12 protein-coding genes and 4 pseudogenes are annotated in these 18,735 nt (G+C 68.1%); 8 read left to right on the forward strand and 8 right to left on the reverse strand.

Annotation, left to right across the window (positions count from 1 at the left end):
* Window positions 1–332 precede the first annotated feature (332 nt).
* Both ACIHEJ_RS34735 and ACIHEJ_RS34740 read right to left on the reverse strand, forming a co-directional pair.
* On the reverse strand, window positions 333–1,481 hold the full coding sequence (locus ACIHEJ_RS34735; RefSeq protein WP_400141603.1) for a hypothetical protein: 1,149 nt from the start codon (window positions 1,479–1,481) through the stop codon (window positions 333–335).
* 94 nt (window positions 1,482–1,575) lie between these two features.
* Window positions 1,576–3,234, reverse strand: coding sequence for a hypothetical protein (locus tag ACIHEJ_RS34740; RefSeq protein WP_400141604.1), 1,659 nt, complete (start codon window positions 3,232–3,234; stop codon window positions 1,576–1,578).
* A 219-nt stretch (window positions 3,235–3,453) separates the two neighbouring features.
* Here ACIHEJ_RS34740 and ACIHEJ_RS34745 point away from each other — a divergent pair, with 219 nt between their 5' ends.
* The gene (locus ACIHEJ_RS34745; RefSeq protein ID WP_400141605.1) at window positions 3,454–3,597 is read left to right on the forward strand and encodes a hypothetical protein; all 144 of its coding nucleotides are present in this window, start codon (window positions 3,454–3,456) and stop codon (window positions 3,595–3,597) included.
* 545 nt (window positions 3,598–4,142) lie between these two features.
* Entirely contained in the window at window positions 4,143–6,170 is a 2,028-nt protein-coding gene (locus ACIHEJ_RS34750) for a S8 family serine peptidase (protein WP_400141606.1), read from the forward strand.
* Between the two features lie 199 nt (window positions 6,171–6,369).
* On the opposite strand, the pseudogene ACIHEJ_RS34755 reads toward ACIHEJ_RS34750, so the two are convergent.
* A pseudogene (locus ACIHEJ_RS34755) lies at window positions 6,370–7,002 on the reverse strand (transposase family protein); the annotation flags it as partial.
* A gap of 150 nt (window positions 7,003–7,152) precedes the next feature.
* Here ACIHEJ_RS34755 and ACIHEJ_RS34760 point away from each other — a divergent pair.
* Window positions 7,153–7,716, forward strand: a complete 564-nt coding sequence (locus ACIHEJ_RS34760) for a dihydrofolate reductase family protein (protein WP_400141607.1) — start codon at window positions 7,153–7,155, stop codon at window positions 7,714–7,716.
* Window positions 7,717–8,609: 893 nt separating this feature from the next.
* Here ACIHEJ_RS34760 and ACIHEJ_RS34765 read toward each other — a convergent pair.
* Complete coding sequence (locus ACIHEJ_RS34765) at window positions 8,610–9,005, reverse strand: hypothetical protein (protein WP_400141608.1); 396 nt, start codon at window positions 9,003–9,005, stop codon at window positions 8,610–8,612.
* Window positions 9,006–9,509: 504 nt separating this feature from the next.
* Window positions 9,510–9,893 carry a hypothetical protein gene (locus tag ACIHEJ_RS34770; RefSeq protein WP_400141609.1) on the reverse strand — a complete coding sequence of 128 codons (384 nt, stop codon included), beginning with the start codon at window positions 9,891–9,893 and terminating at the stop codon, window positions 9,510–9,512.
* Between the two features lie 338 nt (window positions 9,894–10,231).
* Here ACIHEJ_RS34770 and ACIHEJ_RS34775 point away from each other — a divergent pair, with 338 nt between their 5' ends.
* Entirely contained in the window at window positions 10,232–10,420 is a 189-nt protein-coding gene (locus tag ACIHEJ_RS34775) for a hypothetical protein (protein ID WP_400141610.1), read from the forward strand.
* A 407-nt stretch (window positions 10,421–10,827) separates the two neighbouring features.
* Window positions 10,828–11,787, forward strand: coding sequence for a transposase family protein (locus tag ACIHEJ_RS34780; RefSeq protein ID WP_400141611.1), 960 nt, complete (start codon window positions 10,828–10,830; stop codon window positions 11,785–11,787).
* 1,369 nt (window positions 11,788–13,156) lie between these two features.
* Here ACIHEJ_RS34780 and ACIHEJ_RS34785 read toward each other — a convergent pair.
* Window positions 13,157–13,393, reverse strand: a complete 237-nt coding sequence (locus ACIHEJ_RS34785) for a hypothetical protein (protein ID WP_400141612.1) — start codon at window positions 13,391–13,393, stop codon at window positions 13,157–13,159.
* A gap of 682 nt (window positions 13,394–14,075) precedes the next feature.
* Between ACIHEJ_RS34785 and ACIHEJ_RS34790 the strand changes: the two genes are divergently transcribed.
* Window positions 14,076–14,333, forward strand: a complete 258-nt coding sequence (locus tag ACIHEJ_RS34790; protein WP_400141613.1) for a hypothetical protein — start codon at window positions 14,076–14,078, stop codon at window positions 14,331–14,333.
* 257 nt (window positions 14,334–14,590) lie between these two features.
* Here the strand turns inward: ACIHEJ_RS34790 and ACIHEJ_RS34795 are convergent.
* Window positions 14,591–15,090, reverse strand: a pseudogene (locus ACIHEJ_RS34795) (SOS response-associated peptidase); the annotation flags it as partial.
* 142 nt (window positions 15,091–15,232) lie between these two features.
* On the opposite strand from ACIHEJ_RS34795, the gene ACIHEJ_RS34800 reads away from it, so the two are divergent.
* Both ACIHEJ_RS34800 and ACIHEJ_RS34805 read left to right on the forward strand, forming a co-directional pair.
* Window positions 15,233–16,585 (forward strand): hypothetical protein, encoded by a 1,353-nt coding sequence (locus ACIHEJ_RS34800; RefSeq protein WP_400141614.1) that lies wholly within the window; start codon window positions 15,233–15,235, stop codon window positions 16,583–16,585.
* Between the two features lie 1,565 nt (window positions 16,586–18,150).
* A pseudogene (locus ACIHEJ_RS34805) lies at window positions 18,151–18,228 on the forward strand (AAA family ATPase); the annotation flags it as partial.
* A gap of 71 nt (window positions 18,229–18,299) precedes the next feature.
* On the opposite strand, the pseudogene ACIHEJ_RS34810 reads toward ACIHEJ_RS34805, so the two are convergent.
* Window positions 18,300–18,713, reverse strand: a pseudogene (locus ACIHEJ_RS34810) (DUF6233 domain-containing protein); the annotation flags it as partial.
* Between the last annotated feature and the right edge of the window lie 22 nt (window positions 18,714–18,735).

Genomic DNA, 18,735 nt, shown 5'->3' on the forward strand with positions numbered 1-18,735 from the left:
ACTGCGGCGCTTCGATCGACAACGTCAACTCCGCCGACGGATCGAGCCGTTCTGCCGCTGATCGGGCTCTCGCGCCGCCGGCCCGGCAGAGAGGCGACAAGGCCGGTTGCCCGGTGCGCGCGCCTGTCGTCCTCGCTCGTCCAGGCCGGCTCACACCCCGCTGGGCGGGCACTTCTTCTCACCTGCGGCCCTTCCGGCGCGACGCCGGGCGGCCCGTCGCTGGACCCGTGACTTGAACGGGCCCGGTCGGGCATGTCCGCAGGCCGCGCCACAAGATCCGCTTTGGTCGTCCCGTGCTTCGTGAAGTGTGACCGGATCCGCGATGGTACCGGTCAAGTGACGCGGGAAGAGCGGTGAGTCAGGGTGGGGCGGGGGTCCATGAAGCGGCCGGAGGCGGAGAACGCGGATGCGCTGAAGCCCTCTTCCCGCATGTCGACCGCGAGGAACTCCTTGCAGGCGGTTTGCGGCTGGGCCGTGGAGTCGTCGAAGCGGCAGGCGAGGCCGGTGAGCCTGATGGTGATGAAGTCCGCGATCTGGGCTCCGAACTCGATGGGCCTACCGCCGATGGTGATGTCCCCGACGCCGAAACCCTTGTCCGGCGGCACTGCGTAGACGGCGCGGACGCGGTGCTCCGAGTCGCCTCTCAGATAGGTCCAGTAGTTTTTGGGGTCGGAGCCGTCCGGGGTCTCCCAGCCGTCCGTCGACAGGTCGTCGAAATACAGGCCCACTGGGTCGGCGAGACTGATGTCGGCCTTCTGGCGGGCCAGGGCGTTGACTCCTGCGCCGATGTGGGGGTCGCTGTTGCGTTCCGCGGCGCCGTACTTGCTGCACGTGATGAGCTCCTGCTCAGTGGTCAACTCCTGGCCGTTGATGACGCGCCGGACGGTGGCTGCCGCAGCCAGTTCGATCTCTGCGCCCAGGGTGTTGTTCGGCTGAATCAAGTGCATGACGCCGTGGCTGGTGGAGTTGTTCCACTTGTTGCGCGGCTGGTATCTGCCGCTGGGCGAGAACAGATCCTCCTTGCGTACGTCCGGACTGATGAATCTCTGGTAGAGCTCGAGCGCCTTGTCCGGGTTCGTCTGTGCCAGGATCTCCCAGTACTCGGGGCCTTCACAGGTGAATGTGACCTGGGTGATCTTCCCCGAGCCGTCCCGGGCGACGCTCCATTCGCAGTATTCGTCCTGGACGTCGCGGCTGGCGTCGGCGCGCTGCCATCGTTGCAGGTCGCTGACAGAGGTGATCTTGATGGTGCGGGGGAACGCGGTCCAGGTGAGGGAGGCGCGCTGGACGTCCGAGGCCGTGTCCGTGCTGGTCAAGTTGTAGAACTGCGGTCTCGGGCTGTCGTTCAGTACCTGGTGGGGATCGGGGCCCTGGATGGCCTCGTCGACCGTGTCGGAGATGAACGTGTTCCAGGCCTTGCGGCCGAAGTCGTCCAGATCGTCGAGGTTGCCGGGAGGTCCGTAGGCGTCCACTGTGGCCACGGTGTTCTCCTTGCTCGTGTGGGCGGAGGGGCGGGACGCAGCGGCCGGCAGCGCCGCTGGAGGTGGTGCCGGGCCGACTGATGAGGGGGCGGCTTCAGGTCAGCTCTGCGACGGTGGCGTCCTCGCACATCCCGAGCGGTGGCGCACCAGGGGGAATGTCGGTGACCGGCAGGGTGAGCTCGAACTCATTCAGCTTCATGAGACGGAATTGCCGGCGGCGGTACTCGGCCAGCCGGACGTAGTCGTCGAATCCGGATGCGGTTTGGATCTGTTGGGTGACCTTGCGCAGATAGGCGTCGACCCGCTGCCCGAACTCTGTTTGCCAGGCGTCTTCAGGTACCTGCCAGTGCGCGGCGAAGCGGACTTCAGGACTGTCGGCGGGCAGGTTTCGCGTTCGCGCGGCGTCCAGGATGGCCAGGGCGACTTTCTCACACAACACCACCGCCTTGGTGGGCGTGGTCGGCACGTAGCGCATGAGGAGACTGCGGGCGGGGCTGAAGACCGGGTTGGGAAAGTCCACCATCAGCACACATGCGGCGAACCTGGCCGAGATGAGTCCATTGCGGATCATCTGCCGGACCACCTCGTTGTCCTCGTGGGCGGCCTCGGGAACGACGAAGGCGAAAAACGTGTCACCTGGTTGGGAGAAGCCGCTGAACTTCTCCTCCAGCCGGAAACCGAACCGTGTCAGGGCGGCCAGGTACCGGGCGGCATGCGCCCTGGGCGGGGCGGCCTGCGTGGACAGGCGAACGTCGTCGAACAGGATGTCCTGGTTCAGCCAGAAGCCTGTGGGCAGCGTCAGCTCGGGACTGTCCGCCGTGATGGTGCTGCTCTGCCGGTCTGTACTGGTGAGGTTGACCGTGGTGCTGGTGAACAGGTGGCGCAGCAGCCGGTCGGGGTGGTCCACGACGCCGTTCGCGGTCACCGCAGCCAAGCGGGCAGCCGTCCAGCGGGTGATGAGGGATCTGACCGTCAGTTCCAGCCGCTCGGCTCCGATGACCTGCTGGAACAGCTGGTCATGGCGCAGCGGGTCATCCTCGGCGACCCGGATCGTGGCTCGCTCCGACTGCCAGTTGATCCAGGGAATCCTCAGTTCCTTCATCACGGCGCCGCCGTTGATGTGGCTGTCGAAACAGCCCTTGCCCCGCGACTCCGGCTCCAGTGCATGCCATGAGTTGCCCGCCCACACCCAGCTGGATTCGACCCGCGTGTAGAAGTTGAAGACCCTTGCTCCGGCATCCCATGCCGCGACCTGGAGGAAACCGGTCTTCGGGTCGCCGCCGGCCTGGGTGCTGACCAGAAGGTCGACCTGACCGCCTCCCACGGCGGCGGTGATCGCGAACCGCATGCCGCGCTCGCCGATGGCATCCGGTGGGATTTGCCCGGCTTCGCTGACCAGATACACCTTGCGTGAGGCGGCGGCCGCGGCGGGGAGTTCGGACAGCAGTTCCTGCACGGTGGTCGGAAACCTACCTACGCGGAAAAACTCGACCGCCATCGGGTCGCCCAGCGCCGCCAGTTCCTCGTCACTGACCCGCCGCGCCTGATCATCCCTGCCGCTGATCCCGCGGTACAGCCACCCCGGCTCCAGCGCAGTCACGTCGGGTCCGCAACCGTCGTCCGCGACGCCATGCTCCAACGGGGAGTGGCCGGAAGAGTGACGCAAGCCAGTTGAGGCGCGGGCGGCGTCGACCTCCTCGACGGCAGTGGTCCTCAGCCATGCGGTCGCCCGCCGCTGTGCGTGGTCGGGCATGTCCGGTACGCTCCCGCGAATAGTCATTCATCGGTACTAAATGGCTATGCACACATGCATACCCACTCGTGAAAGACCGCTCCGACCACTGTCGTAGATCCACTCTGATGGCCCATCTGTCGCTGATTCGATGAAACTGGCATGGGGTCGGGCGCTGCCTCTGTCCGCTTCGTTGTCCTCGGGTGCCGGCGCAACGTCACTCACGCCAAGATCCGCGCCGTGGGCGAGCAGGTGATTTCCGTCTTCAGGACCTGGTGCCCGCTGCGGAAACTCCAGTGCAGCACCGGCCGGATCGCCGGCAACGTCGAGGCGCACAGCGGCTGCGCAGTCAGGGCTGAAAATGATCTCACCGGAGGAGCTTGAAATGGCCCACGTCAAGATCTCTTCGAATCCATAAGTGGACCCGACAGGACGGGAGTGGTCCCCTTGTCGCTCGCACGAATATCCGCCGGGCGCATATGTCGCAGAAGACGTACGACCGTGGGCGATGAGACCGGCGTCGTCGACTCGGTGCAAGGCCAACGAAGCCCCGCCACCAAGGACCGGTGTCATCAGTTTGCTGCGGCATCTCGAAGCCCAGCGCAGGATTCTCATCTGGTCCAGGGCCGGGGGAGTAGGTCCTGATGCGGGACGGGACCATGGTCGCCGCCGACCTCGCGTAGACGTGACGCAGGCCGACGCTGCTGTTGAGTGCCCTCGGAGTACAGCGAGCCTGGATGGCGGCCACCATCCAGGCTCGACGTGCAGGTGGACGGTCGCCCGCCTAGCGTGTTGGCGAACGGAAACAACCACGCAGCTTGGCGTGCCACCGGTTCGGACGGGCTTCGGAGATGCCGGCGTCGGCATGGGCAGTGCCGCACGTCACGGCTGCCCGGTGCGCGTCTTCCCTACTTCTCCCGGAGTTCGGCATGTCCCGTATCACCATCAACGGCGTGACGGTGGACCCGCTGGCCCAGTTCGATGACCTGGCCACGGCATCGCTGGTGTCCGAGGACGCCTCCGCGTCCAACTATCTACTCGTCCAGACCACACACCCACCCACAGCTGAGGAGAAGGAAGAACTCGCGGCGCTGGGGGTGGTGATCCACGAGTACGTTCCGGACGACACCTATCTGTGCGGCTTCCGGCCCTCGAATCTGAATGCCGTGCGCGCCCTGCCCTTCGTGGCCTGGGCGGACGTGTACTTCAAGGGATTCAAGATCGCTCAGTCGCTTCGGTCGAACAGGCTGCGCCCGGGGGTCGCCGTGCTGGCCGACCCCATGGAGGCGGTGGGTCCCCGGCCCCGGACCGTCGACATCGTGCTGCACGAGGACGTCGAAGTGAGCTCGGACGGGCTACGGGACCGGATCGCGGCGGCAGCCGGTGTCAGCCCCGGCGACGTAGAGCCCGACCGCGACAAGGTACGCGTGACGGTCCGTGAGGAGGACCTGCCCGCGCTGGCCGCGCTTGACGAGGTGAGGGAGATCGAGGAAGTCCCGGAGAGGGTGCTGTACAACACCGTCTCGGGGAACCTGATGCACGCCCACGTGTCCCTGAACGGCACGAAGTTCCGTGGCGAGGGTCAGATCGTGTGTGTCGCCGACACCGGATTCGACAAGGGGTCCACGACCAATGTGCACCCCGCCTTCACCGGCCGGGTCAAGCGCCTGGTGGCCCTGGGCCGTACCAGCCCCGAGCGGACGGACGACCCCGACGGGCACGGCACCCACGTGGCAGGCTCCGTCCTCGGCGACGGGACGTCGGCGTCGATGGGCGGAGCCGTCACCGGCACGGCACCCGAGGCGAGACTGGTCCTCCAGTCCATGCTGGCCGACGACGGCTCGCTGTCCGGTATCCCGCGGAACCTGCATGACCTGTTCGAGCCGCCCTTCCTGGAGGACGGGGCACGGATTCACACCAACTCCTGGGGTCCGAGCACCCCAGGTCTTCCGTACAACAAAAGCGCGCGCGAGGTCGATCAGTTCGTCTGGGACAACAAGGACTTCGTCATCTGCTTCGCCGCGGGCAACGAAGGTACGGACCGCGACGGTGACGGCCGTATCAACCTGAGGGCCGTCAGCGGGGAGACCGGGGCCAAGAACATCATCACCGTCGGCGCCAGCGAGGGCGACCGTCCCCAGATCCCCCATACGTATGACGGCCTGAGGCCGCTCTCCTACCCCGCCCCGCCGATCCGCGGCGACAGGATGGCGGACAACCCCGCCGGCATGGCGGCCTTCAGCAGCCGCGGCCCGACCCAGGAGGGGCGGTTCAAGCCCGACGTGGTCGCTCCCGGCACGGCGATCCTTTCGACGCGCTCGCGGATCGCGCCCGACGACAGTCTCTTCGGCGTCTCCACGGATCCCGCCTTCATGTTCGACAGCGGCACCAGCATGGCCACACCGCTGGTCGCCGGCTGTGTGGCGGTGCTGCGCGAGACGCTGCTGAAGAACGGCACCCCGAAGCCCAGTGCCGCGCTCATCAAGGCCATGCTGATCAACGGTGCCGATGAGCTCAAGGGCCAGTACAGCCCCTCCGAGGCGGGCCCCTCGCCCAACAACAGCTCGGGCTTCGGCATCGTCAACCTCCAGCGCGCCGTCGTCCTCCCGACCGATACCGGCCAGGCGGGCTTCACCGATGCCAAGGAGCTGGACCAGGGAGAAGAGCGCGCGTTCAGCATCACGATCCCCGAGGGCGCGCCCCGCACCCTGAAGGTCACCCTCGTCTGGACGGACCCGCCTGGCCCTGCCCTGCAGAACGACCTCGACCTGATCGTCCGCGCAGGCGGTCAGGAACGCCACGGCAACATGGGCACGGGTCCCGGGTTCGACCGCGTCAACAACGTCGAACAAGTGCACTGGCAGGAGATCCCCGCCGGGGAGGTCGAAGTCGTCGTCAGTGCCTTCCGGATCACCCAGTTCGCCCAGCCGTACGCCGTTGCCTGGCGCATCCTCTGACTCGTACACGAGCAAGGTCTCGGCCCGACGGCCGGGACAGTGACCACAGGTCGGGCGCCATCCGCCTACAGGTCAGGACGGATCGCGTCCATCGAAGGCGCGGCTTCCCGCTCCGGCTTCAGCGCCTGCAGCGCCTGGCCCGGAGGGCGTTGCAGAAGGTTTGGTGGCGGCATGTCTGGGTGATGGCTGACCTGCCGGTTCACCCTGCCATGGCGAGGTTTCGCATGGCTTGGACGGCGTGGTGGAGGCCGTCGCCCCTCTGACGGCAGTCGCGGAGGATCCTCCAGTTCTTCATCAAGGCGAAGCTGTGCTCGACCCAGGCTCGGACGCGCCGGCGTTCGGTATCGCCTTCCTCCTGGTCACACAGGAGGGGGCGTCCGGGTCTTCTGCGTGCGGGAGGATCAGCCCGGTACCCGGGTAGGCGCCGTCCGCGATCACGGTCGTGCCTGCCGCCACGGCCGGCAGGTCCGGCGCGCCAGACATGTGCGCCGGCCTTGTTGCCGGGTGCGGGCCGGGCGGATGCCACCACCAGGCGGGTGTCGGCGTCGATGATGACCTGAACATGAGCCGAGAACCGGTAGTTGCGTGAGGAGGCTGCGACCTGCCGGTGACGGGCCGCGATCAGGATGCCGTGCATGATCCAGGACCGGTCGACGGCCGGCACCGGTGGGCGCCGGCTCCAGCGTGAGCAACGGCCGAAGACGCTGGATGACCCGGCAGACGGTGGCAGGTGAGCAGCCGAAGAGCGGTGCGAGCTGCCGCATGGTGAGGCTTGCGCGGCAACACGTGGTACCAGCAGCACCCGCTCAGCCAGCGATCTGACGGCCGGCCGACATTCGCTCGACCGCACTGGGAGGATGAGCGAGGTTCGCTCAACGGAATGATCTCGTGAGGTGACTCGGCCCAGGATCTCGCGAACCGCGATGAGTCCTGTGGCGTCCGGCGGTCGTACTGTCGAACCCGCTACCGAGGAGGGCTGCCGATGCGCAGCGTGACCTATTCGATGAGCGTCTCACTCGACGGCTACATCGTTGGCCCAGACGGCAACTTCGACTGGACAGCGCCCGAGGAGGAGGTGTTCCGCTTCTGGATCGACGAGATCCGCGAGGTCGGCGTCCACCTGTTGGGACGACGACTGTACGAGACGATGCTGTACTGGGAGACAGCCGATCAGGATCCCTCGCTCGACGACTCCATGCTCGAGTGGGCCGCGCTCTGGAAGCCGCTGCCAAAGGTGGTGTTCTCCACCACGCTGTCGGCGGTGCAGGGCCGTGCCCGCCTTGCTTCCGGCGGTCTGGCGCAGGAGATCGAGCGGTTGCGAGCCGAGCCGGGGGAGGGCGACATCGCGATCGGCGGCGCCACCCTCGCCGCCGAGGCGGCCGCACTGGGTCTGATCGACGAGTACCGGGCCATGGTCTACCCGGTGCTGGTCGGCGGCGGCATTCCGTTCTTCCCCCAGCACGAGCGACGCGTGGATCTCGAACTCGCCGAGACCCGCACCTTCAGCTCGAGAGTCGTCTACCTCCGCCACCGCGTGGCGCGCTAGCCGGCTCGTCCGCCGAACCCTGGGAAGAACGGGTCAACGAGTGAGGCTCTCCCGGACATCATTTCCACTGGCCGTCGAGGACGAGGGCGGCGCGGGCGATGTCGCCTATCAGCGCGGGCTGAGGGCGACGTGCTTGAGGGCACGCCAACGTGCCTACAGCCGGGCCGCGGTGCGCTCGCCGAGCGCTCGGGCGTGTCTGATCCTGCCTTCCTCCGCGCTGCCCTGCGGCTGGGGGGAGCGTTTCGGCGTCGACGGGCGTGGCTTGGCCTCGCGCGGTTGCGCGCGGACTCTGCTGCCCAGGCCTGGCTGTCTCACGGTGATGGGGCTCGGGTTCTCTGCCAGGCGGACCGCGTCTGCTGCACAGACGGCGATGTTGCGGGCGGCACCCCCGGGAGGCGCCCCACTGACCTGTCGGGAGGCGCGACCGTGCCGGGTGTCGAAAAAGCACAACGCCATGTGCTCCGGCAGTGGTCGGCCGCCGATCAGGGCATCCAGACAGGCCAGTGCGTGCCAGCCATCGTCCAGAGTGCGCAAGACGTAGAGTGTGCCCGCCCGCATCTGGTCGCCGACGACGTCCCGCTTTGACTGGTCGTGTGCGTCGAGGGCACGCCCCAACTCGGCCCGCATCTCATCGGTGGCGCCGGGCTGGCCGGGACTGAAGAATGGACGTTCAGTGCCTCACCGAAGGCGGTGATCTCGGCCTCGATCACGGCGGGCGCCAACTCGTCGCGTCTGCGCCCGCGCCCTGGCCCCAATCGGCGGAGTCCCCCAACCCAGCCCTCTACGCATGGTCGCAATCATGCCGCACGGCCCGGAGAGCCCCCTGCCCACTGCTCCCAAGCCGATCTCATCGACGCGAGCGGACGACAGGGGGACGCACAGAAGCCGAACTCTCAGATTTCGTACGGGTAGAGGCTGATTCTGTAGCGCTCGATGAAGAGCTCGACCCACGCTTCGGCTACGTCTGCGGGCAGTAAAGTATCGAGATTTAGCAGGATCAGACTGCCGTCCAAGTCCAGCACGGCGGAACCATCCTCTGTCGGGTTCAGCCGTCCTCGCAGGACAACGCAGTGTCCGCCGGCTCGGACTCCCGGTCCGGATTCCGCAGCCGGTTTCGCATTTCGGCCCCAGACGATGTCCTCATCGACTGTCCACTCGACGTGGTACTCGCCCGGCTCCGCGTTCTGGTCACCACACCAGCGGACCGCAGTTCTTCCGAAGGGGGTCCGGATCTGAGCCAGCCAGGGACTCCAGGGGAACTTCGCGACCTTCTCTAGTTCGACCAGCATCGTTCGATCATGCAGCATCCGAGTCGCAGCCGGAACCTATGCCGTTCAGGCGCCGCCTGGCACAGGTTCGCCGGAAAGTGTGCGCTGCAGAGAAGGACTCGTTGGAGGCGCTGGCGACGCTGGCCTTCTCCTCGTGTTCGGTCAGGATTACTCCGTTGGAGGCCTGGCCTGCCCCGACTGCGACCCGGGCGCCAAGGCCGCCTGCCGGTGAGCTCCAGGAGCGCGGACGGGGTGGGGCAACGTGAAGGGCGCCGCGGTCAGCGTGAGTAGGCGGACGGGGTGAGGCGGTTGCCGGTGATGATTCCGGCGAGGAGGGGCCGGTCGGTGGTGGCGCCGCCGGGGGCGGTGGGTGGCGAGCCAGGCGAGTTCGTCGATGGGCAGGGTGCCGCTGCTGGTGGTTTTGGTGTGAGGTCGAGGACGAGGAGCTGGCCGAAGGGGGCGTTAATGTCGGTGTACTCGGCTCCCTGGGCGAGGAATTGTCAAAAGCTGCGGATCAGTAGCTGCTCACGCTATCTCGTGGTTCAGGTGAATGAGCCCTTCGATGGAGCCCAGGCGGGCCTGTAGGTCGGGGTCCGGGTCCATGCTGGTGGTAAGCAACAGCACCCTGGCGGTGGGGTGTTCCGGAGCGTAGAGGTTGTCGCCGTCGCCGTCGGGGATCGGGTTGGGCTGGATCTCAATCCGTCCGTCGGGGCTGCTGGCGAGTTGGTAGACGCCCCGGTAATCGCTGTCGTGTTCGGTGAAGACCAGCCCGAGGCAGTCACTGACGAGCGGGGCCAGCTCGCCGACAGTGTGGGTGCTGGTGCCGTAGGTGTGGTGGTCGGTCCTGGTGCACCAGACCCTATGCCACGACGGTGGCGGGACGCTCGATCTTGCCCGCGTTCGAAGCAAGCCCCGACACGAACATGGGCGACGAGGCGGGGTGTGTTCACGGCTCGCCACCGCTCCGCAGGAAGACGTGGGCCCGGCGCGGGAGGTTCACCGGGCCAGACTTTCCCTGCTGGAGCCGACATCCTGGCAGCCAACGATTCCCTCGCCGTTCCCCTCGCGGATCCACAGCAATTTCCGTACGTCGGCGTCATCGGTCTGGGCCATTTGGGCCGGTTCTCAGATTGGGAACCGGCTGGGAGCGAACACTTCGAGGGTGGTGAGGAACCCCCCTGCAGTCCGTCAGGAAGCCCCGTCCGAAGCGGCCTCCGATCCGGCTGGGAGAGATCGACACGGGGATAGTGAAACGCCTGCGGGAGCGGCACGAGCTGGGCAGCGACCCGGCGTTCAAGCGGTTCCCGGCGTTGGACGAGCTGTTCCTCGTGCTCGGGCACGCGCAGCGGTGGGCGGGCGAGCTGAAACAGCCCAAGGACATCCCGGTCAACGTGGTCGGTGAGGCCGCGGTACTGCGCGCGACGCTGTGGCAGTAGCTGCGTGAGCAGGCCGATGCCGGACAGCTGAAAGCCATCGAACATGGCAGGGCCGCCGGCTTGCCGTGGCAGCATTTCGCCGAGCGCTGTCTCTGGGTCTTGCCCCTGGTGCAGACGAGCAGTACTTCGCCGCCGCTGCATGCGCCTTGGCATCCGGTATGTCCCTCATCGATCACGATGCGGGCGGTTCGTGATGGTCACTGCAAGAGAGCCGCGCCAGTTTGACCTTGCGTGAGACGGGGCGTGTCGCAGAAGTCTGCGCATGACGAGCGGAGGCCACCACTCTGGGGCGCCTGGTGCGACAGACGCGATCCGCATCAGTTGACGTTCCCGTTCGTCCTACTGGCATCAATGCGTTTGTCCGTGAGCGCTAGTGAGCTCGTGCACGGTAGGCGGTGAGGCGTCGAGTGCTCGATCGTCGATCATGGTCGTGTGGGGGGAATGCGTCTCGTGCAGCGATCATCAGCGACCGGAGGATCACGGGCCTGTCAGCCCAGATGATCGCTGAACTCGTCGCCGAGGTAGGCCCGTTGTGGTACGGGCGACACAACGCCAAGCTCGTGTCCAGGCCGCGCAAGCGGGCTGTGGGCGCCGGTGCGAAGCACCGGCTGGTGTTCGTCGACCGGCTCCTGGCGACCTTCGTCCATCTCCGCCACGGGACCACGCACGACGTGCTGGCCTGTTGGTTCGGTGTGAACCGCTCCACCATCACCCGGGCCATCGGCGAGGTGTGTCCCCTGCTCGCCGAGCGAGGCTGCACTGTCACAACCGGAGCGCGGTTGCGGACGCTGGCGGAGGTCGTTGACTACCTTGGTGTGACCGGGGAGACCGGGATCGTCGACGGCACTGAGATCCGGGTGCGGCGGCCGGCCGCCGGACGCAAGGACCGGGACAGGTTCATCTCCGGCAAGAACAGGCAGAACGCCGTCAAGGCCATGGTGCTTACCGACGGGGACGGCCGGGTGCTGTTCTGCAGCCCGACCAAGCCCGGAAGCTGCGCGGACATCACCCATGCTCGCCAGTTAGGGCTGGTCAAGGTCCTGGCCGACGGCCTCGCCGTGGAGATTCGTGCCGACGCCGGCTACCAGGGCCTGGGCGCGCAGACCGGCGGCCGAGTGGTGACACCACCGCACCGCAAGTTCAAGAAGATCGCCCCCGACTGGTACGAGGAAATGTACGAGCGGCAGCGCAAGGCGCATTCCTCACGGCGTATCCGGGTCGAGCACGGCATCGCCCACCTCAAGAACTGGCGGGCCCTCGCCCGCCACCTCGGTCGCCGCGAGCACATGAGCGACACCCTCCAGGCCATCGCCGGTCTGCTGTCCCATCAGCAGACCACGGACCTGATCTCGACTCAGCAGCGGTGAACACCGAGGCCCACCGAAGTCCTCGACACCTCACCGCCTACCGTGCACGAGCTCGCTAGACGAACTGGCCCGACACCACCGACCGACCGCGCTCCAGCTCTCAACTCTGCTGAGGCCCAGTCGGTGGGTCATTCCTTGGCCCCTCACTGGCGAATCTCTCGGAGGCTACCCGGTGGGGCCCGCCTCGTGCCGCGGCCAGGGCCCCGGACGTCGCCGGGACACTGTCCGGGCGCCGCGGTCTGATCACGTCGAGGAGGCGTGACCTCAGGGATAACGCGGGCGCTTTCCCCCGACGTGGCCGCGGTCATCGCCGGCGGAGCCAAAGACGTTGGCGCGGGAAGCCGCGCCGCCTTCACCGGCGGCCGGCCCGCGCGCGCAGGATGGCTCGAAGCCGCTGTGGGCGCAGGCTCGGGCGTGGGGTGAGAAGATCACTCACAGCTCAGGGGTGAGTTGTCCATGAAGACCTTGATCGCCTTAGCCGATGCCGTCCGCGACACGATCACGGGGCGCCGGTCGCTGACCAGACGCGTCGACCCCGCCGCTCGGGGGCGCCGGCATGACCGGGACGCGAGCCTTCCCGGCCAGTACGTACCGAGCGCCAAGTTCCCCACGCACAACGGGTGGTGACCGCCCGGAGGGCGCCGCGTCCAGGCGCGGGGCCCCGGGCACACTGCCGACCGCGGCAAGCCACCGCCAGTCACCCGCTTCGCCGCCTCCTCGACACGGTCGTGGCGCCCTCTGGGGGCTGACCGCGTCGAGGAGGGGGAGCGTAAGGTTGCGGGGCTTTACCGGCGGCGGGCCGGCGCAACCCCGCCCCCGCATCCTAAGGACCTTGGCTGGCCGGCCGCACGCAGACCCTCACAACGCCTCCCGCGCCCAGTCCAGACCACAGCCGGTGAGCACCTGCGTCTTATTCAACTTGGCCCGCCGGGAAGGAAACGGGCCACGCGCTGGGGAGTCAGCCGGATGACCCTGCTGGCCCCGCACGCGGGTGAGGCGGCGCTGACCGCGTCGCAGGCGGCCGCGAACGTCGGGTCATCTCCCCGCCATGCCCCCGCACCGCTGATACCGAGGATCAGCTCCGCCCGGCCCGGGGAGATCCCGAGGGCCCGGAGACGAAGGTAGTCGGCCCGCAGGGTGCGGCCGCGTTCCTTCGAGGACGTCGGGATCCCGGCCGGCGAGAGCGATCGCCAGGCGGGTGTCGGTACGGGCCCTGGCCCACACAGCGCGCAGATCGATGCCGAGTTCCGTGGCCGCACTGTCCAGGTCCCGGCCGTGCCGGAGCACGGTGATGAGCCGGTTGGCCTGGTGGCCGGTGAGCGGGACGGGGTCGGTCATGCCCGCACCCTACGGGCGCGACGGGCCGGCTTTAGAACAAGGTGTCAGTGTTCTCGGAGTCCTCGGTGGGACCCGGGGCCGGCGTGCTGGGGCGGCGGGGACGCGGGGGATCCGGGTCCTTCCCGAAAAGTGGATGGGTCCCGCACTGGTCGGGTACGGCGGGCACCGGCCGACACACGGCCGCGTCGACCAGGTTGAGCGGGGCGCAGTCGTCGAAGTCGGCACGCTTCTTGCGGGTCCAGTCGCGGCCCTGGGGTAAGGCGCTCACGTGCGGTCTCCTGTCTGCACTCGGGGCCAAGGCGCGGGCGGCGCGCCCGGCGAGCCGTACTGCGGACACGGAACATCGTCTTCTCCCACCGCCGGATCGAGACAGGCGGAGAATCCCCGCAGCCTGTCGCACCCGGCAGCCACGCTGTCCAGGAACCTGCCCTGTCCCAAGGGCATGCCAGACCGGCTCGGCCGCTTCTTCGGGCACGCGCCGGAGGTGGGCGTTGATGCGACGGCAGTGGTGGGTGACCAGCGCCAGCCGCTCCGGTGGCCCCTCGTCGCCCGCCGGGCGCGAGGCGGGCTCGCCCGTGCAGGGGTCGGACGCGGGCGGCAAGGGGTCGCGGATCTGCTCCACGTGTCCCGTCCCGGGCCGTGGGGGAGTCCCGACGATCCGGCGCCTGCGGTGTGGCATGGCCACACGGTGCTGGGCACGGTGGGCTCACGCGGCACTCGGTCGCGGAGCGGCGGCCGACCTGCCGGGTCCTGGATGCGGAGCGGTGTGCGAAAGCTTTGGAGCAGGGCTGTGTGGGGCGTACGCCCCACACGCCCCTCCTTCACCACAGCGCGCCGTGTCACGGTGAGTCACCCACTAGTACTCTCGGTAATGAAAGCCGGTGGAGCAATGGGAAGGTGAACGGGCGATGCGAGTGACACGACGTGCGGCGAAGGTATGGGGGGCGTGCGTGGCGGCCGTGATCCTGGCGCTGGCAGCCCCTGGAACGGCCCAGGCAGCCCAGGGGGTCCTGTTCATCGACCGCGCGCCGCACGCCGACCCGAGCGGCTGCTTCCCGCTGGGGGACTTCGCCCCGTCAGAGGTCGCCAATTTCACGGACGAAGTGGCCTTTGTGTGGTCCGGCCCGAACTGTGACGGCCGGGTGGTGCACCCGGTCTTCCCCGGCCAGGTCGCGATCGGGCACGGTCGGAGCCTCTTTATCCAGTGACCGTCGCTGCTTGTGCGGGTGATGGCGGAGGCTGCCGGGGTGGGAGACAGCGCCCTCGGTGCCGGCAGCGCGCTCCGAGCTGCGCCCACCAGGCCCGCGTCCACGGACCCGTCCAGGTCACCTGACCGGTGGTGCGCGGACAGTGGCGGTGTCCGACCGAACAGCCCATGTACGCCCCATGTGCGCGATTGGTACGCAAAACGTTGGGAGGTGGCCCTTCACCGCCTCCGCCGCGCCCCCTCGGCACGGGCGGGGCGCTACAGGCTGACCGTGTCCAGGAAGTTGGGTCCGTTGTTGCGGACATTGTTGACGGCCGTGGAGACCGGGCGTGCGTCGAGGTGCCCGCCGGCGGGCTGGCTGAGGAGTGCGCGCAGGTGTGAGCGCCAGCGGCATGCGCGGATGCACGTGGCCGGCTGCGTCGGTGGCCTCGGTGGTGATGATCGTGCAGGTCATCAGCCAAGGCGGCCGGGTCGTCGTCCTGAGAGACGGCAGGGCCGCGCCAGTACTCGTACAGCCCAGCGAGCGCCATCACCTGATCGTCCTCGGGGTGGATGAAGTACGGCTGCTTACGCGCCTTGCCGGTGGCCGGGTCCGTGTCCGGCTGCCACTCGTAGAAGCCGTCCGCCGGGAGCAGGCAGCGGCGCTTGACGAACGCACGGCGGAAGGCCGGCTTCTCGTGCACGGTCTCCACCCGGGCGTTGATCATCCTCGCGCCGATCTTCGCCTCCTTCGCCCAGGACGGCACCATCGTCATCCGCCAGATTGCGCATCTCCTGAGCCAGTTGGTGACTCTATGCAGTCACTGAGCTGCTCTCTGTGCGCATCCTGGATCTGCCGGGATCTTGGAGCCATGAGCCCGGGCAGGCCGGTACGACACACGCCACTGGAGAGGAACACTCATGGCCATCGATCAGTCCACCGAGCCCCAGGACAGCGCGCCGCAGAACAGCGGGCTCTACGACACGCCGCCCCCGGAGCTGGCGGAGAGGGCGGAGCGCGCGCGCAAGGAGCTGGAGGCGCTGGGCGCCACCGTGGACTTCAAGGCGAAGTGGTGGGGGTTCGAGGTTCACCTGAACCAGGCGGCGGTGGACGCGTACCTGGAGATCAAGGACCTCCTCGCAGACATCCTCGGTGAGGTGCTCAAGGAGCCCCTCTCATCGCTGGTCACCCTGGCGGCCATGGCGCAGAAGGTCTGGGTGCAGGCGGTGTCGAGGGGGTATGGCTGCAAGCTGGTCTCGCCATGGGTCTCACCGACGATGCTCATCCCGATCGCTGTCAATCCCGCCGAGGACCCCAACTTGTGGTGGACGGTGTTCGGCCGGAATCCGGATACTGGTCGCTTTCAGTGGAACGAGGACACCATGTTCCCGGGCCACGCCAGCGCCGCGAACCCGGCGGCGGCGGTGTTCAACGGCCGTCTGATCGTCGTCCACCGGGGTCACGGCAACGGCGACCAGCAGCTGTGGTGGACCGAGTTCGATCCGGACAACGGCTGGTCCGAGGACAAGCAGTTCCCGGCCCACTCCAGCGCTGCTGGCCCGGCTCTGGCCGTATACGAAGGGAAACTGCACTGCGTCCACCGGGGCCACGGGAACGACACCCAGCTGTGGCACACCACCTTCAACGGCAACAGCTGGTCCCAAGACAAGCGGCTCGGCGCCCACTCCAGCTCTGTCGGCCCGGCCCTGGCGGTGTACGACGGGAAACTGCACTGCGTCCACAAGGGCGCCAGCTCTGACAGCCAGCTGTGGCACACCACCTTCGACGGCAACCGCTGGTCCGAAGACCGTCGGCTCCCCACCCACTCCACAGCCTCGAACCCGGCCCTGGCGGTGTACGGCGGCAAGCTCCACATGGTCCACCGCGGCAGCGGCAACGACACCTCCCTGTGGCACACCACCTACACCACCAGTGGTGGCTGGACCACAGACAACCGGTTCCGCGCCCACTCCAGCCTGGAAGGGCCCGGTCTGGCGGTCTTCGACAACAAGCTCTTCTGCGTCCACCGCGGACATGGCAGTGCCGACCAGAATCTGTGGTGGACCACCTACCAGAGCGGCAGCCCCTGGACCGACGATCAGCAGTTCCCCGGCCACACCAGCGGCGCCGGACCAGCCGTGGTCGTCTACCGGGACAAGAACGGCACGCAAAACCAACTCATGGTCATCCACCGCGGCTACGGCAAGCGCGCCGCCGGCACCGACAGCGCCGAAGTGCAGGCCCGCATCGCCGCCGAGGAAGGCGCCAGCTGATCACCCGCGCTCCCGCTCACCGGCCCTGATCGCCGGTCAGCCGGAGCGCCACCCGCGCCGGTCTTCTGTGGCTGTGACCCATCCGGCGGAGCGGGCGGGCGGCACACCGAGTGCCGCCCGGCCCGGCCTCCGCCGTCCCCCGTCCTCAACCCCCTCACCTACTCGCATCCGGTGACCTGGGCAGCTTCGAGGTATTCCGCCCAGCTGTTCTGGGCGTACTGGGCCCCGCGTAAGCGGTGTGAGGGTGCATGCCGAAGAGGTTGCTGACGACGATGGGCGGGAGGTCAGTGATCACCTCCATCATGGCCGTGTTGCGGGCGCTGATGCCCGGCAGGCCGTGCTTCCTCGTGTAGCTGCGGACGGTATCGGCGCGTCGGGGACGGCTCGGGGGCCGGCCGGAGAAGAGGAAGCCGGGTGTGCCGTCGTACGGCTCCTGGAGGACGGAGGTGCGGCAGCTGGGGCTGGCGATCTGCTTCTCGATGAGGACGGCGAGTCTGGGCGGGAGGAGGACGGGGTTGCGGTCGATCGTTAGGTAGGCGTCGTCGCCGTCCCGGTGGAAGCGGTCGGTCGTGAGCTCGACGATGCGGGTGGTGGGCAGGGCATAGAGGCTGGTAAGAGAGCCGATGATGCGGGCCTCCAGCGGGAGACTGTCGTCGTTGAGGCAGCGGCGAAGCTGCTGGTTGAGTTCGTCGCTGTGCAGGAATCGGCTGGGCAGCCCGTACCTCTTCAACGGAACGGTGACCTTGCCCGTCAGGCGGCGGGCCACGGCCCAGCGGATGAACGCCGATAGGCCCCGAACCTGGGCGGAATGTCTGGTTAGCCAGACGTCGAGGACTTCCTGGCTGAGGTCGGCGAGCGTGATCGAGTTGTCATCGAGCCAGGTCATGAACCTGATCGCGGTCCGGATGTCCGTCCGGTCGTTCGAGGCGGCGCCAGCGGTGTAGCGGCCCTTGTCCGCCCGGCGCCGGGTGTCGCGCAGGACACCCCACTCGGCGAACGGGCGGATGACGCGGGCGTGGTGCGAGGGGAGGTCCGCGAGCGCGTCGTTGAGCCAAAGACGCAGGCGGGCGAAGTCTTCCTGTCGTTTGGGCAGGCCGCTGGCGGCGACGAGAAGTTCGCGGACGTAGAGGGTTTGCCAGTTTTGAGGCAGGCCGTCGAGCAGGTCGTGGGTGACTTCCTGGTGTTGTGCAGCGAGGCCCGCCAGCATCCGGGCCGAGTCACTGCGGCGGGTCCAGGCGATGACGGCGCTGGGGGACTGGGCGGCGCCGAACTCTTCCGCGAGCGGTTGCAGCTGGGGGTGAATGGTGCCGTCCTCGTTGCCGAGGAGGTCGTGGACCCGGTCCTTGGCGACGCAGTGCGTGCAAGAGCCGTCGGCGTAGATGTCGCCGGGGTAGCCGCAGCGGCGGCAGGCGAAGTCGATGTCGGTGCCGCAGCATGAACCGCAGATGTTCTTCGCGTCCTCCGTCCGTCCGACGAGCGTGCGCAGAGTGCCGCACTGAGCGCATGGGGCGGGGTTGCGTTTCCGCCGCTGGTGGCATGTGTCGCAGAGGGTGCCGACGGGCCAGTTGGGCACCGAGGCCGCGATGGCCGGCTTCCGGGTCACGTACGTCCTGGCCACCAAACTCGTCAACGAGCTCGTCGACCCGGGCCCGGCGGCGAGCGTCCGGCCGCCCCGGCAGCCGGCCCTGAGCTGGTCGAGGATGCCGAGGGCTGTGTCCGGTCGGCAGCGGATGCGGGCCGTCACCCGCTGGCGGAGTGCCTCCATGCCCTGCTGTCGGGTGGCCGGGCGGCAGCGTCCGCTCGTGGCCGCTGCCCAGCACTCGCCGGTGTGCACACCGACCGGCGGGCCGATGGACGCCTTCGGGGTCGGCGAGTACCGGATGTCTGCCCGCTGGCTGGCGGCCGGTTCTGCCCTGGCTGGGCCCGCCCCGCGGCCGGCCGTCGCTCTCTGATCAGCGACTTGGCGGTGGTGGCCTTGTCGTGGCGTGGGCGATGCCGTGCTCGACGCGAAGGCGTCGCGCGGCGTGTGCCTTGCGCTGTCGTTCGTGCATCTCCTCATATCAGGCGGGAGTGTCTTTCTTGAACTTGCGGTGTGGAGGTGCCCCCACCCGCCCGTCTGCGCGCTCATTCCCTGGTAACCGGCGTTTGCG

Source organism: Streptomyces sp. NPDC052301, from assembly GCF_044593395.1.
Taxonomy (GTDB): Bacteria; Actinomycetota; Actinomycetes; order Streptomycetales; family Streptomycetaceae; genus Streptomyces.

Bases quoted from the DNA above. Each gene is read 5' to 3' on its own strand.
- ACIHEJ_RS34740 (WP_400141604.1), bottom strand. From the start codon at position 3,234: ATGCCCGACCACGCACAGCGGCGGGCGACCGCATGGCTGAGGACCACT.
- ACIHEJ_RS34765 (WP_400141608.1), bottom strand. From the start codon at position 9,005: ATGCTGGTCGAACTAGAGAAGGTCGCGAAGTTCCCCTGGAGTCCCTGG.
- ACIHEJ_RS34760 (WP_400141607.1), top strand. From the start codon at position 7,153: ATGCGCAGCGTGACCTATTCGATGAGCGTCTCACTCGACGGCTACATC.
- ACIHEJ_RS34800 (WP_400141614.1), top strand. From the start codon at position 15,233: ATGGCCATCGATCAGTCCACCGAGCCCCAGGACAGCGCGCCGCAGAAC.
- ACIHEJ_RS34750 (WP_400141606.1), top strand. From the start codon at position 4,143: ATGTCCCGTATCACCATCAACGGCGTGACGGTGGACCCGCTGGCCCAG.